We start from the raw sequence: 14,874 nt of genomic DNA, 5'->3' as shown, positions 1-14,874 counted from the left end.
TTGTCGACTCTTGTCATCGTAGACCCGTCGCGGGTTCAGCGGTGCCGTGCGATCCGGCACGATGCCAGCCCGCCCGCGTTCGGCGATACGTGCTTTGATGTTGTAGTACGTCTGCTTCGATACGCCGATGTTCTTGCAGAACTGCTGGACCGTGATGCCCTCACGGATGGGGTCGAAATCCGCTATCTTCTTGCGGAGAGTAATGGGAATTGCCATCCCCACATTGTCAACAAGCCAGAGTCCAAAAAGTCGTTAGACATCCTGTCCATAAACTTCCTGGACTCCGCGTCAAAAAACTAACTGGACTCCGAGTCCAAAAAGTCAATGGACTCCGAGTCCAAGAAGTCACTAGACATCACAGAGCTAGGCTAGCCCGCACACGGCGCACACGCTGCTAGCCTGCACGCGGCGCGCACGCGGCACGCACACAGACACACAGTCGCGCACAGTCGCAGGCAGAAACCCACCTATTTCGTGAGTGGAAACGAACCAATACTAGCCAGCCAGACTTTTATCGCCTACTGTGGTTACAGAACCAAAACTGCAACCTAGATTACAGACTTACGTCACAGAATGCTAGCGGTCGTTAGCTACCGGTTGTTAGTTCGTATGCACGTGGTTCGCAGCACATGCACCCGGCGTGGCCATCAACGCCACAGGACAACCACAGGAGGATTGTTTCCCATGTCTCCATCCGAAGACTCCTCGCGCACTGAGAGCACCTCACCGAAGCACGCCCTCAAGGACACCACCGGCGGAGCAACAGCATTCGAAAGCCGCGCCTGGCTCCAGCATTACAACGACGCCTGCCCACCGGAAATCGAACTCGCTGAAATCACGCTCGTCGACAACTACGTAGAAAACCTCAAAAAACACCCGGACCGCAACGCAACCTGGTTTTTCGGCCAGACCAAAACCTTCGCACAGATCGACAAGCAGGTCCGGGCGGTAGCTGCGAGTTTGAAATCACTGGGCGTCGGCAAGGGTGACCGCGTAGCCGTGATCCTTCCCAATTGTCCGCAGCACGTCGTTGCCATCCACGCGATCCACCGCCTGGGCGCCACCGTCGTCGAGCACAACCCGCTGTATACCCCGTATGAGCTGGAAGGTCTCTTCAAAGACCACGAGGCGCGCACCGCGATCGTCTGGGACAAAATTGCCGAGTCCCTGGAACCGCTCCGCCACAGCACTGCGCTACAGAACCTGATCGCGGTCAACATGGTCGAGGCCATGCCAACAACTAAGCAATTGGCTTTGCGCTACCTACCGCTGCCGTCGGTACGCGAAAAACGCGATATGCTCACCGCAAAAGCCGACAACGCCATCCCGTACGGCATGCTTCTCGACGGCGCGATCGGTGGCACCGGCGAGCACCTGGAACCCGAGCCGACGATTACCCCAGATGACATCGCGTTCATCCTCTACACTTCGGGAACCACCGGCGCGCCAAAGGGCGCGATGCTCAGCCACCGAAATATTTGTTCCAACGTGCAGATGGCCAAGTATTGGCTACCGGGCATCGGCGAAAAGCCAGAAACGTTAATGGGCGCGTTGCCGATGTTCCACGTTTATGGCCTCACGCTTATCGGAGCGCTTTCCGTCTACATCGGCGGCGAAATCATTCTGCTGCCGAAGCCGGAAATCCCGCTGATGCTGGATGCCATCAAAAAACGCAAGCCCACCTGGCTGCCGGGCGTGCCGACGCTCTACGACAAGATCGCCGAGGAAGCGCAAAACAAAGACCTCGACTTGCAGGGCATCCGGTACTCGTTTGCCGGTGCCGCCCCACTGCCTGCCGCCACCGTCGATGAGTGGGAAAAGCTGTCCGGCGGCCTGCTGGTGGAAGGCTACGGACTGACCGAAACTTCGCCGGTGATCGTTGCTAACCCAGTCAACGAGAATCGCCGTCCGGGCTTTATCGGCGTGCCTATGCCCAATACCCTGATCCGCATCGCCAACCAGAACAACCTCGACGAGACCATGCCCAATGGTGAAGAGGGTGAGGTCCTAGTCAAAGGCCCGCAGGTGTTCCAGGGCTATCTGAATAAGCCGGAAGCCACCGAGGAGGCTTTCCACGATGGCTGGTTCCGCACCGGTGATATGGGAGTCATGGAAGAAGACGGTTTTTTGCGGCTGGTCTCACGCCTGAAAGAAATCATCATCACCGGTGGTTTCAACGTACACCCGGCGGAGGTAGAAGAAACTGTGAGTTCACACCGCGACGTCGCCGATGTTGCCGTGGTGGGACGCCCGCGCAAGGATGGTTCCGAAGACGTGGTCGCCTGCGTGATTCTTAACGACGGCGCCGAGCTGGATCCGGAAGGTTTGCGCGAGTTCTGCCGTCAGCGCTTAACCCGCTACAAGGTTCCGCGCACCTTCTACCACTTTGAGGAATTGGCCCGCGACCAGCTGGGCAAGATCCGCCGACGTGAGGTACAAGCGGACCTGTTGGAACGTTTGGGAGAGTCCGACAACTAACGAATCGAGATTCGTAAAAACCGCACCAGAAAGGGGCTTGTCGACGCGCCACCGCAGCCGTCGGCAAGCCCCTTTCGCGTAACTTACCGCGGTATGCTGGGGTTTTCTGGAACTTCGCACGAAATCCACACTAGTTATGTGAAACAACTCACCAATTGGTAGTGTGGGGTTATCTCAAATCGTGTGATGCACAACACCCCTACTCAAGGAGGTAGCAATGACCGCTTCGGATACCAAGGCGTGGCTACAGTACTACGGCGATATTCCGGAAAAGCCGAAATACGAGCACAAGACTCTGCTGAGCTTGTACGACAGCAACCTGACCAATAACCACCACCGGCAGGCGACGTACTTTTTTGGCGAGTCGATGACGTATAGCGAACTCGACAAGAACGTGCGCGCTGTCGCCGCCGGCCTGAAGGCCTTCGGCGTAGGTCCGGGAGACCGCGTGGCGGTGCTGTTGCCGAACTGCCCGCAGCACGTTATTGCTTTTTATGCCATCCAGAAAATTGGTGCGACTGTCGTCGAGCACAACCCGCTCTATACGGCCCACGAGTTGGAAGGCCTGTTCCAGGATCACGGCGCCCGCATCGCGATTTGCTGGGACAAGGCCGCCCCCATGTTGGAGCAGGTGCGCAGCAAGACTCCGCTGGAGACCATCATTTCGGTCAACATGATCAACGCGATGCCGCGCACCAAGCAGCTGGCCCTGCGTTACCTGCCGCTGCCGTCGATCCGCGAAAAACGCAAGCAGCTGTCCCAGTTTGCCCCAAACACCATCTCTTTTGAGTCCCTGGCCAGTGAGGCTTTCGGTGGCGACGGGCGGGAAATCCGTACCCCTGATTGTGTCACTAGTGAAACCACAGCGCTGATCCTCTACACCTCGGGCACTACCGGAGCACCGAAGGGTGCAGAGCTCACCCAGGGTAATATTTCCGCGAATATCGCCCAGATCTTGGCGTTCTTCCCTACCTTGGGCCGCAACCCGGACGAGCGCGTGCTGGGCGCTCTGCCAATGTTCCATGTTTACGGTCTAACGCTGATCGCCGGCCTGGCGGTCTCGCTGGGTGGCGAGATGGTGCTGGTACCGAAGCCAGAAATCCCGTTGCTGATGGACGTCATCAAAAACCGCAAACCTTCCTGGATGCCTGGCGTGCCGACGCTGTACTCCAAGGTTATGGAGGCAGCCGAGAAGCAGAACATTGATCTCAAGGGCATCACCAACTCCATTTCCGGTGCCGCCCCCTTGCCGGAAGACACCGTCGAGAAGTGGGAACAGCGCACCGGCGGCCTGCTGGTGGAAGGCTACGGCTTGACCGAGACCTCGCCGGTGCTGTGTTGTAACCCGCACTCGGAAAACCGGCGTCCGGGCTATATCGGTATCCCTTTCCCGGATACTGAGGTACGCATCGCCAACCCGGATAATTTGGAAGAGACCATGCCGGATGGCGAGGAAGGCGAGCTGCTCGGCCGCGGCCCGCAGGTTTTCAAAGGCTATCTGCACAATGAGGAAGCCACGGAAAACGCCTTCCATGATGGTTGGTTCCGCACCGGCGACATGGCTGTGATGGAAGAAGATGGCTTCGTGCGCATTGTTTCCCGCATTAAGGAAATGATCATCACCGGTGGTTTCAACGTCTACCCTGGCGAGGTCGAAGACTGCCTGGGCCAGCACCCTGATGTGGAAGAGTGCGCCGTCGTGGGGCGTCCGCGTAAGGACGGCTCCGAAGACGTCGTAGCCTGTGTGGTTCTGCGGGCAGGCGCCGCCCTGGACCCGGATGGACTAAAGGACTACTGCCGCGAGCGCCTGACTGCATACAAGGTTCCGCGCACCTTCTACCACTTCGAGGAGCTGGCTACTGACCAGATTGGTAAGCTGCGCCGCCGCGAAGTTCAGGCCGACCTGCTGGATATGTTGGGCCTGGTGCCGAAGGAGAAGGACGCCGCCGACGACGACACAGACGGCTCCGATGATTCCGATACTTCCGGTAAGGCGAAGCCGCTCGATGAGCAGCCAGACCACCAAGAATCTGACGTGGAGGGTGTCGAGGTAGAAGATCTTGCCGACGCCCAGCCGGACGAAACATAACTGGGCAGACCGAGGCGTACACTTTTGGCGTTTAACCCCACTTTGCAAGGCGAAGACCACCTCGGAAGGCTAATCCTAGCTTTCCGAGGTGGTCTTTTATTCAGTGCGCGTTACTTATTGAATAGCTCGCGGACCCATAACTAGTTTATTTACCAGCTTTCACGAGAGCTTCGTCAATCTTTTCCTTGTACCGATCAATCGCCCAAGGAACAGTCAATGGGTTAATCATGGAGGAACCTGTGACAAAAGACTGATCAGTTGGAGCTACTTCTGCACCCTTCGCTATAGCAGCGATGCTGGAGTAGGTAGCATCAGCATGCAATTCCTTGCGGGAATCTTCATCCGTATAGAAGGTGAAGATGAGATCAGAATCATTGAGTTTATCAAGGTTTTCTGCACTGACAGTTGCGGAATCAGTACCTGCAACGACGCTGTCGCGGAATTCTTCGACGACGGGGTCGACTTGAAGACCAAGCTTGGAAACAAACTGCACACGTTGTTCTGTAGGCAAGAAGATGCCGTAGTTTCCTACACCTGCGTTGTAAATGAAACTGAAGGTGTGATCACCGTAGGATTCTTCTTTCGCATCCGCGAATTCTGCATTAATGCCGTCGATCAAGCCTTGCGCCTGATCCTCTTTTCCCAGCGCCTTCGCGACAGTCTTTATCTGTTCGTCCCAGGTGATCACCCAAGGCTCTTCTTCGTAGGCAACCGTCGGGGCAATTTTACTAATCTGATCGTACTGTTCCTGGGTGAGGCCGGACCATGGCGCCAAGATAAGATCCGGTTCTAGAGCTGCAATCTTCTCGGCGCTGAGTTCCTCACCACCTGCGATTAGCTCAGGTTTCTCGTCGTCTGTGACACCTAGTTCTTCCAGTTCTTCGTTAACCCATGGTAAATAACCAGACTCATCGGCACCCCACTCATAAGATTCAACGGCTACTGGAACCACACCGAGGGCAAGTGCAGTTTCAGTGGAACCTTGCCCCAGCGTAATGACACGTTCTGGATTCCCTTCAATCTCAGCAACGCCTAAAGCGTGCTCGATAGTGCGGGCATCTCCGGGGTTCGCTTCAGCTTTTTCTTGGTTCTCGCCACTTTCAGCACAGGCTGCAAGGCCAAACACCAAAGTCAGAGATGAAATAATAGCTGCAAGACGGGCGATTAAACCTCTACGGTTACTTGCATGCAACACCGAATGGGGCACAAAAGATGACATGCTCATTCCTTCTTTCGTTGATTCCGCGCATCTCGATACGATTCATCGTTGCCACGGCTTTTCAGTAAGGCCATCAGAAAGTCTGATAAGCATTTTCAGGATATAGGGTACTCAACACATCATGCAAGGTTTCCCTATTTAAACTAGTAGACACCAGAAACGGCCTTAACCATCAAAATAACAAGAAATTCACAGACTTCATTCATTGAACCATCTGAAGCCTTACCTTAGTGTCGATCTCTATGGATTCATACTCCCGGAAGTTCGCCCCACAAGCACAACCAGGATTACAATTCCTGGGCGACGGCTATAGCCATCAACACGCCTTGTCATCCGCCGGACAAACACTTAATCAAGCCCTCGCGCCGACATTTAGCCCGTCACCCGAGACTTTTTGTCCCAACAAGGACCTTGGCGTCGACGAACTTTCTGCAGCTTTCAATGCTGTAGAAATTGACACACCACTGGGGTCGCTAGACGAAGCACTAAAAGAACTCAATGATCTTTGGGTATCACACGCTATCCGGTACGATTCCCCACGTTATCTTGCGCATCTAAATTGCCCTATAACAGCAGCAGGTTTCGCCGGAGCGACCATTTCTGCAGGATTGAATACTGCAGTCGAAAGCTGGGATCAGGGACGCGGCGCAGCAATCATCGAAGACCAAATCATAAAGTGGTTCGCTGCCTCCGCAGGAATGAGCACCAATAACGCAACTGGGACGTTTACCTCAGGTGGTACACAGTCAAACTTACAAGCCCTTTACACTTCCCGTGAAAAAGCTTTGAACTCGGGATCGAGTCTAGACTCCCTTCGAGTTCTTTGCTCCGAAGAAGCGCATTATTCTATTGCGCGCTCCGCCCATATTTTAGGCCTTCCAAAGGAAGCTGTCATTACAATCGACTGTGATTCGGATGGTGCACTAAAAATTTCCTCTCTCCGCCGCACAATCAACTCCTTAATCGAGACCGATGGCAAACACACCATAGCCTGCTTAGCCCTTACTGCAGGCACAACAGATCTAGGAGCAATTGACCCGATTGCACAAGCAACCCAGATAGCACAGCAGCACGGAATTTATGTTCACGTAGATTGTGCTTACGGTGGGGCCCTGCTGCTTAGCGATAAAAACCAAAAACTACTCTCTGGGCTTCACCAAGCAAATTCATTTAGCCTTGACTTTCATAAAACGTTTTTCCAACCAGTCGCATGTTCAGCTTTGATCTATCGCGACCTCACTGAACTTGAACACGTCACTTGGCATTCGGATTACCTTAATCCAGAGACCGACACTCGATTGAATCTTGCAAACCGCTCATTACAAACAACCCGACGCTTCGATGCACTCAAATTGTGGCTCAGCCTACGAGCCGACGGACCCAAAGCGCTAGGCCAAGCATTCGATAGATGTTGCGAAATTGCTACCGATGCAGCGGAGCTAATTCATGAATTTCCGGAACTAGAATTACTCACTACCCCGACATTGAGCACAGTCCTTTTCCGTTTCCTACCATCACTGCCAGGTAGTCCAAGCTCACACACTTGTATGCGGGAGACCGAAGTCATCAACAAAATCAACGATGCAATCCGTCGTCAGTTGTTCAACGCGAATGAACTCGTCATAGCCAGCACCAGGCGCAACGGCAAAACCTACCTGAAATTCACAATACTGAACCCACGTCTCACTAAGGATGATATTCGCTACGCATTAGAGAAAATTTGTGCGGCTGGAACAGATGAATGCGCCAAACTACAAAGCAAGGAGGAAATTGATGACTAAGAAAATCCACGAACAACCGTCAACTAATATAACTCAGCGCGTTGCTGCCGATGAAGTTTTCGACATTGTCGGGATCGGCATCGGGCCCTTCAATCTGGGAATGGCGGCACTCGCACACCCCTTGGTGCAATCGAATGAGCTCAAAGCCATCTTTTTCGACGAAAATCAAGGTTTTTGTTGGCACCCTGGCGTAATGTTTCCAAACTCTACGATCCAGGTTCCCTTCATGGCGGACCTCGTCAGTCTGGCCGATCCCACCAGCCCTTGGAGCTTCCTAAACTACTTAAAAAGACAGGGGCGAATTTATCAGTTTTACATTCGCGAATCTTTTTACCCATATCGTACGGAATACTCTAATTATTGCGCCTGGGTTGCAGGCCAACTTAGCACGCTCCAATGGTCTAGCCCCGTAACAGATGTTCATCGAACGAAAGACGGACTTTGGCGAGTCCAAGTTGGAGGCACAAACCCCAGGGCCGTACTTGCGAAGAATCTTGTCAACGGAACGGGAACTCAACCTTACGTCCCGACTTCGCTCCAACCCAATCTTGTCGAATCTAGAAATCAGACCAAAAACATTATTCACAGTTCTGACTTCCTATTTCATGCAGAACGTTTATCGAACAGTGAAGATATACAGTCATTGACCATCGTCGGCTCCGGCCAGTCTGCAGCAGAAATTTATCGTCACCTGATGGAGCCCTTCGCGGCAACCGGTCGCCGTCTTAATTGGTTAACAAGATCACCCCGTTTCTTCCCAATGGAATACACTGCGCTCACCTTGGAGTTAACTAGTACGGACTACGTGCGCCACTTCCACAGGCTTCCAGAAGCGCGACGCGATCAGATTAATCGCCAACAGCGAAACCTGTACAAGGGCATCTCCGGCGATTTAGTTAACGATATTTATGACACGTTATATCAACTGTCCATTACCACTCCGCTACGCGGAGAGCTACGCCCTGATGTCACCGTGGAGTTGTTCACAGAAAGTGATCTCAAAAGCTCATACGAACGACACATCAACGAGCAGGCCGCGGAGAGCCAAATACTACTGAAGCTGACCAACAACGAAACCGGTAATGCCGACATACATGCGACTGATGCCGTCATCCTCGCTACAGGCTACGGACGCCCTGCCATACCTTCGCATTTGATTACCGCTGCGGAAGCAGGCGAAATCAACACAGACAAACAAGGACGTCTGGACGTAAATCTCGATTTTACGGTTAACCAGCGGCGTGACTTATACGTGCTCAATGCCGAAGAACATACCCATAGCCTCAATGCCCCAGACTTGGGAATGGGAGCTTGGCGGAACTCAATCATTCTCAACAACATATGCGGCCGCACAGTCTACGAAGTGGAAGATTCCTGGACTTTCCAACAATTTGGAGGAGAAAACGTATGAGTAAATCACAACAATCCTGCCACCCAATCAGCTTGACTCCTGGTGCAATGCATACTTCGTTAGGGACAGTCAATATTCGCCCAGTGCAACCAACGAAGGATGCTAAAACACTACATACATGGGTCACTCATCCTCGTGCGCACTTTTGGGGTGCTTTAGATGCCAGTGAACAAGAGATTTTGGCAGAATACCGACGCATCGAAACAAGCAATGCTGAACAGGCTTGGCTACTATATCTCGACGGAAATCCGATTGCTCTTTCGGAAACCTACGACCCAAAGCACGTTGTACTTAACACGTGTTCTGAATTCACTCTCCATGAAGGCGATATCGGGATGCACATCCTAGTTTCGCCTCCCATAGGCAAGAGCATCCATGGACTGACCGATAACATCTTCTCTGCTCTAGTCCGCTGGATTTTTAGCCACGGTGAAGTGAACCGAATCGTCGTCGAGCCTGATGTCTCTAATTTGGGAATCCATCGAAAAAATGCCCGAACAGGATTCACCCAACCAGGGCTCACAACAACCTTAACGATGTCCGGAAAACCGAAAACCGCGTTAATCCAATATTGCACACGTCCTGATTTTCTGGGCTCGCCGAATGCCCCTCTGAGTTATCCTATTGCGCCTACCCCCTGGGAGTTAGTTAAGCCCACAGATTCATCCAGCCCCGTAACACTCGGTATCGGCCATTTAGCCAAAACCGCTGACGCAGCACACCGCGAACTTTTCGCCAAAGCATTGCGGGAATTCACCCATGAAAGACTTATATCCCCGCGAAAGATCAAAGAGTCTGCTGATGAGACTGAGTCTAACGATGGCAATCACAGCGGATGGCGTTCCTATCAAGTCAGCTGGGGATCCCGGAAACTGATTTTTCGGGCTCGCGAGCATAGATTGCTTCATCTCAGCGTAGATCCGCTCAGCATCCACGATCCAGCAGATCTCACTTGGACACCCGATATCATTACAGGTATCGCTGATGCAGCTGAGCAACTTGGTATCGCAGAAAGTTCGCGCGAAACGTACCTCGAAGAAATTTCAGCAACTTTCGCCGCACGTGCGCGGACTTTAGCCCTTCCACGGCCAACATCTACTGAACTGGCCGACGCTACTCGAGATCCTGCAGAGCTATTCCAGACAATTGAATCTGCGATGGTAATTGGTCACCCTGGCTTCTTAGCTAACTCCGGTCGCGGAGGAATGGGCGAAACTCAACTCCGTGCTTTCTCGCCAGAACTCAGTAGTACTACTGATCTTGTTTGGTGTGCCGTAGACAAAAACTATGCACATCTCGCGACAATCGAATACGAGAGGGCTCAAGAATCAGGGTCTTCTCATTCTTCTAACGAAGCTATATTGACTCTGGTTCCGGATTTTAAAGACCGCTGTAGACTAGCTGGCCTTAGTCCGGACGACTACATCCCGCTACCTGTTCACCCTTGGCAGTGGGAGCAACGTTTTACCACCACATTCTCCGCTGATTTAGCTGCCGGTCGAATTGTTCCACTCGGTCGAGAAGGGGAAGCCTACCGCCCACAACAATCTCTGCGCACTTTCTTCAACACTTCTACTCCAGCTGCACCATACGTAAAAACCGCCGTCGCAGTTCGTAACATGGGTTTTACTCGCGGGCTTTCTGCACATTACATGGAGTCAACTCCACGAGTTAATCTCTGGCTGCTGAATTTAATCGGAGATGATCCAGAGTTTTTCCAATCAGGCATTGGATTTCTCCCTGAGATTGCGTCAGTAGGATATACAGGCAGTGTTTACCATCGCGTCACCAACGACGGTTCTCACACTAAAATGACCGCTGCATTATGGAGACAATCTCCGTTCAGCCCCGAGACCACTCCCGCATTGGATGACGGCGACACTTTATCTACGCTAGCGGGCATACTTCACTCTGATGACGAAGGATTACCTCTTATAAGTGCCTGGATTAATCAGAGCGGCTTATCGGCTGTTGACTGGATCAACCAGCTTTTGACTCTGTACGTTCGCCCTCTCATTCATGCACTGGTGCGTTACGGAATTGTTTTCATGCCTCATACGGAAAACGTCATTTTACGTCTCAATCAGAATAAACCGGTTGGCATTTATCATAAGGACCTTGGCGAAGAAATAGCCGTGGTGTCGAATGAAACGCCGGTTCCTTCTGGACTAGAACGATTGCGCGCTCGCTGCGGTTCTGACTCACCCGAAGATTTATCCCAGCAGGCGCTTTCTATACATACTGATGTTATTGACGGCGTTCTCCGCCATCTCGCAGCACTGCTTGACGATCATGCAATTCTCGAGGAAGACGTCTTTTGGGAACAGCTTCGGCACGTTGCCTCCGTATATGCCAAAGATCATCCTGAACTAACTACCGGAGACTCTCGGCAGGCAAGGCTTTGGCAAGCTCTATTGGCACCGAGATTCCGACATTCAACGCTAAACCGGTTACAGCTTCGCAACCCTCATACTATGGTTACTCTTGGTGACCAAGATTCGTCGCTCATCTACGCTGGTGAACTGGAAAATCCTCTGCACGGTGTCTAAATGGTGCCACTCGCGTGTTTGTTCCAAGACTTAAGGTTTATCACTGGGCTCAATGATCTAATAAGTTAGTCTTTACTATGAAATCGACAAGATTATCTTCGAGACGTAGCATGCGCAAGAACTCGCGAGAATATACGCGGTCATCGCGGTCCCTGCGCACTCGTCGCATTACAGGGTTGCTAGCACTCGCTCTTCTCCTCGCCGCTGCTTTACTCGCTAGTCTACTTTTTGGTGCCCGGCCTATTGCGTTCGCTGATGCCGTGCAAGCATTAATTAATCTACCTTCATTGCTAGACGAACCTCAGTCTGGTTCCGCGGACGCTCGCGTTATCGCAGATCTCCGCTGGCCCCGCACCCTCATCGGCTTATTTGTCGGTGCCGCACTCGGTGTCGCAGGTGCATTAATCCAAGGCCATACCCGAAACCCACTGGCTGACCCAGGACTATTGGGTGTTTCAGCGGGCGCAGCATTCGCTGTCGTCTTAGGCTTTTTCGCGTTTGGACTCACTTCTGCCTTGAGCACATCCGTCGTGGCTTTTTGTGGTGCAGTTCTTGCCACTGCATTAGTTTTCGGTCTTGCCTCGCTGGGTGGGGGACAGATCAATCCACTCACGTTAATCCTTGGCGGCGCTGCGCTAACAGCGGTGCTACATTCCATGACCACTGCGCTCACACTCATCGACGACAACAGTCTGGACCGGATGCGCTTCTGGAGCGTTGGCGCATTATCTGGCAGGGATCTTTCAATTTTTTGGGGCACCGCGCCGTTTATCGCGGTCGGACTCATAGTTGCACTTGCAACCGCGCCTACGTTGAATCTGCTGAATCTTGGCGACGACGCAGCTAGTGCGCTTGGCGTCAATACTTACCGGGCTCGGTTGGCCGGCATGGTGGTCATCGCGTTACTTGCGGGAGCTGCCACGGCGGCCGCGGGCCCGATCGGCTTCATTGGTTTGGTTGTACCGCATATTGCTCGTAGTCTGTGCGGGCCTGATTACCGGTGGATTCTTCCATATTCAGCGCTGACCGGTGCTAGCTTGCTGTTGCTTTCAGATATTTTGGGCCGTCTCATTGCCCGCCCGGGTGAATTACAAGTGGGAATCGTACTGGCATTCGTCGGTGCGCCATTCTTTATGTACCTCATTTATCGGCGGAAGGTAGTTGCTCTATGACGAACTCACCACATCTACTGTCCCGTCCAGTGGTGCCGGGGCGGCCAGCGCTACGCAAGGGGCGTATCTCTCTGGTCTGGCGCCCATGGGTTCTTTTTAGCACCATCGCGATGATCTGCGCAGCAGTGATCATCTTTGCTGCTTCGATCGCCATCGGCGATTATCCTTTAACTGTCCCTGAGGTATTGCGCATAATTTTCCTTGGCGACGGTTCTCGTATTGAACGTATCGCAGTTTTCGATTGGCGTATGCCACGGGCTTTAACAGCACTCACAGTAGGTTTTGCTCTGGGTTTGGCTGGTGCGCTAACTCAATCAGTGACTGGCAACCCACTTGCTAGTCCAGACATACTTGGTATTACCTCTGGCGCTTCTGCTGCCGCCGTGACCGTGCTGACCTTCGGTGGAGGTGTTGGAGCTTTTGCTGCGGTATCCGGAAAGGTTGCCACCTTCGGCTTACCCCTTGCAGCACTGGCTGGTGGTCTCATTACTGGTGCTGTCGTCTGGATCCTTTCATCACGGGGCAGTTTCGATGCCTATCGGCTGGTGCTATTCGGAATCATTATCACGGCTCTCATGAATGCTTATATCGGCTTTTTGATGACACGAGCAGAGTTACGGGATGCCGCTACTGCGCAACAGTGGTTAGCAGGTTCCCTCAATTCGACTAACTGGGACCGCGCGGTTCCGGTAGCACTCGTCATCCTCATCTGCGTCCCGCTATTAGCTTGGATGGCGTACACACTCACTGCTGCCGTGCTTGGACAAGATCTCGCCGCAGCACTTGGCCTTCGCGTCTCACGCACACAGCTAACTTTTTTGGTTATCGCAGTAACTCTGGCATCAATCGCCGTGGCTGCAGCTGGGCCGATCGGATTCGTCGCGTTTGTCGCACCGCAGTTGGCGGTACGCATCACCAAGCTCTCCACACCACCACTGGTCGCTTCTGCATTCATGGGCGCAATCTTGCTGTTAGGAGCTGACCTCGTGGTTCGCACGAATATCCCCGTAGATCTCCCGGTTGGCATCGTGACTTCCGCTTTTGGTGGTGTATTCCTTCTCTACCTGCTTATCAGCTCGAATCTCAAGCGGTCTAGGTCGTCATGATCAGATTAAAAACAACTCGTAACAAGAACTAAGAATAAGACACTAAGAATAAAACGATGAACAATCCAATTTCTACGCCCCCTAACCGTGGTGTCAGCGTCAATGCGCAAAATATCTGTGTCGGTTATGGCGATAACATCATCATCGATGATCTTTCAGTGGATTTCCCAAGTGGAGAAATCACCACCATCATCGGCCCCAACGGTTGTGGAAAATCTACCCTCTTGCGCGCAGTTTCCCGACTCATTCCCCTTCGCCAAGGCACGGTGACCGTCGACGGTAAAGACGCGACCACAATGAAGCGTAAAAACCTGGCAAAAACTGTAGGTGTCTTGCCTCAGACCCCCAGTGCTCCGGAGGGATTATTAGTCTCGGATCTGGTCGCACGCGGACGCCACCCGCACCAGTCGTGGATCAACCAGTGGTCCGCTGCCGATGAACAAGAGGTGCTGCGCGCACTCGAACTCACGAACACTGCACATCTAGCTGAACGCTCGCTAGAGGCATTATCTGGAGGCCAACGCCAACGAGTGTGGATCAGCATGGTGCTTGCACAACAAACCGATGTGTTGTTTTTAGACGAACCCACTACCTACCTGGATCTTTCGCATTCCATCGACGTTCTGAATTTGGTCACGCGCCTGAAGCATGATTTGGGTCGAACCATCGTTATGGTGCTTCATGATCTCAACCTTGCGATCCGTTATTCCGATCATCTCGTAGTGATGAAAGATGGCGCAATACACGCCAGTGGCAGCCCTGCTCAGGTCATCACTCCTGAATTACTCAGCGAAGTCTTCAACCTGGATGCCCACGTCAACCCTGACCCAGTCATGTCTGAAGCACGTGGCACTACGGTTCCACTAATCGTGCCTGCTGCACCTCCGGGCATGTAAAACCCTGCCACCCCATTCAGCAACGCCCCACCCCACACAAGTGGTTTCTAAAACAAAATCATGAGAATTTACTCACATTTCCCGCGAGTTATCCGCGTGAGATAACTCGCATGCACTACGGTAGCCAAAGACAACATGAACGTTTCCTCATATTTTCTGTAAAGGATGCCACT

General features: G+C 52.8%; 9 protein-coding genes and 1 pseudogene. 8 read left to right on the top strand and 2 right to left on the bottom strand.

Going from position 1 to position 14,874, the window contains the following annotated elements; translation table 11 throughout:
* Positions 1 to 216 (bottom strand): annotated as a pseudogene (locus tag B142_RS0108715) (helix-turn-helix domain-containing protein); the annotation flags it as partial.
* 468 nt (positions 217 to 684) lie between these two features.
* Between B142_RS0108715 and B142_RS0108710 the strand changes: the two are divergent.
* Together B142_RS0108710 and B142_RS0108705 are read left to right on the top strand one after the other, a co-directional pair.
* Positions 685 to 2,478 (top strand): long-chain-fatty-acid--CoA ligase, encoded by a 1,794-nt coding sequence (locus B142_RS0108710; protein ID WP_018121161.1) that lies wholly within the window; start codon positions 685 to 687, stop codon positions 2,476 to 2,478.
* Positions 2,479 to 2,695: 217 nt separating this feature from the next.
* Positions 2,696 to 4,567: a long-chain-fatty-acid--CoA ligase gene (locus B142_RS0108705; RefSeq protein WP_018121160.1), complete on the top strand. Its 1,872-nt coding sequence runs from the start codon at positions 2,696 to 2,698 to the stop codon at positions 4,565 to 4,567.
* A gap of 145 nt (positions 4,568 to 4,712) precedes the next feature.
* Here B142_RS0108705 and B142_RS0108700 read toward each other — a convergent pair whose 3' ends face one another.
* Entirely contained in the window at positions 4,713 to 5,786 is a 1,074-nt protein-coding gene (locus B142_RS0108700) for an iron-siderophore ABC transporter substrate-binding protein (protein ID WP_018121159.1), read from the bottom strand.
* 242 nt (positions 5,787 to 6,028) lie between these two features.
* On the opposite strand from B142_RS0108700, the gene B142_RS12385 reads away from it, so the two are divergent.
* From B142_RS12385 to B142_RS0108665, 6 genes are all read left to right on the top strand, one after another.
* Entirely contained in the window at positions 6,029 to 7,567 is a 1,539-nt protein-coding gene (locus B142_RS12385; protein ID WP_018121158.1) for a pyridoxal phosphate-dependent decarboxylase family protein, read from the top strand.
* Positions 7,560 to 8,978 carry a lysine N(6)-hydroxylase/L-ornithine N(5)-oxygenase family protein gene (locus tag B142_RS0108685; protein ID WP_018121157.1) on the top strand — a complete coding sequence of 473 codons (1,419 nt, stop codon included), beginning with the start codon at positions 7,560 to 7,562 and terminating at the stop codon, positions 8,976 to 8,978. The genes B142_RS12385 and B142_RS0108685 overlap by 8 nt, the downstream gene beginning before the upstream one ends.
* On the top strand, positions 8,975 to 11,527 hold the full coding sequence (locus tag B142_RS0108680) for a GNAT family N-acetyltransferase (protein ID WP_018121156.1): 2,553 nt from the start codon (positions 8,975 to 8,977) through the stop codon (positions 11,525 to 11,527). The genes B142_RS0108685 and B142_RS0108680 overlap by 4 nt, the downstream gene beginning before the upstream one ends.
* Before the next feature lie 110 nt (positions 11,528 to 11,637).
* Positions 11,638 to 12,699, top strand: a complete 1,062-nt coding sequence (locus tag B142_RS0108675) for a FecCD family ABC transporter permease (RefSeq protein WP_049149272.1) — start codon at positions 11,638 to 11,640, stop codon at positions 12,697 to 12,699.
* Positions 12,696 to 13,805, top strand: coding sequence for a FecCD family ABC transporter permease (locus tag B142_RS0108670; protein WP_018121154.1), 1,110 nt, complete (start codon positions 12,696 to 12,698; stop codon positions 13,803 to 13,805). Before B142_RS0108675 ends, B142_RS0108670 begins: the two co-directional genes overlap by 4 nt.
* A gap of 56 nt (positions 13,806 to 13,861) precedes the next feature.
* Positions 13,862 to 14,701, top strand: coding sequence for an ABC transporter ATP-binding protein (locus tag B142_RS0108665; protein ID WP_018121153.1), 840 nt, complete (start codon positions 13,862 to 13,864; stop codon positions 14,699 to 14,701).
* Positions 14,702 to 14,874: the final 173 nt, after the last annotated feature.

The sequence above is a fragment of the Corynebacterium propinquum DSM 44285 genome (assembly GCF_000375525.1).
Lineage (GTDB): Bacteria > Actinomycetota > Actinomycetes > Mycobacteriales > Mycobacteriaceae > Corynebacterium > Corynebacterium propinquum.
Note: the sequence above shows the minus strand (reverse complement) of the source record. Positions and strands in the feature narration are given on the sequence as shown.

Excerpts from the sequence above, each read along its gene's own strand:
- B142_RS0108710 (WP_018121161.1), top strand. The coding sequence starts at position 685 with ATGTCTCCATCCGAAGACTCCTCGCGCACTGAGAGCACCTCACCGAAG.
- B142_RS0108705 (WP_018121160.1), top strand. The coding sequence starts at position 2,696 with ATGACCGCTTCGGATACCAAGGCGTGGCTACAGTACTACGGCGATATT.
- B142_RS0108700 (WP_018121159.1), bottom strand. The coding sequence starts at position 5,786 with ATGTCATCTTTTGTGCCCCATTCGGTGTTGCATGCAAGTAACCGTAGA.
- B142_RS12385 (WP_018121158.1), top strand. The coding sequence starts at position 6,029 with ATGGATTCATACTCCCGGAAGTTCGCCCCACAAGCACAACCAGGATTA.
- B142_RS0108685 (WP_018121157.1), top strand. The coding sequence starts at position 7,560 with ATGACTAAGAAAATCCACGAACAACCGTCAACTAATATAACTCAGCGC.
- B142_RS0108680 (WP_018121156.1), top strand. The coding sequence starts at position 8,975 with ATGAGTAAATCACAACAATCCTGCCACCCAATCAGCTTGACTCCTGGT.
- B142_RS0108675 (WP_049149272.1), top strand. The coding sequence starts at position 11,638 with ATGCGCAAGAACTCGCGAGAATATACGCGGTCATCGCGGTCCCTGCGC.
- B142_RS0108670 (WP_018121154.1), top strand. The coding sequence starts at position 12,696 with ATGACGAACTCACCACATCTACTGTCCCGTCCAGTGGTGCCGGGGCGG.
- B142_RS0108665 (WP_018121153.1), top strand. The coding sequence starts at position 13,862 with ATGAACAATCCAATTTCTACGCCCCCTAACCGTGGTGTCAGCGTCAAT.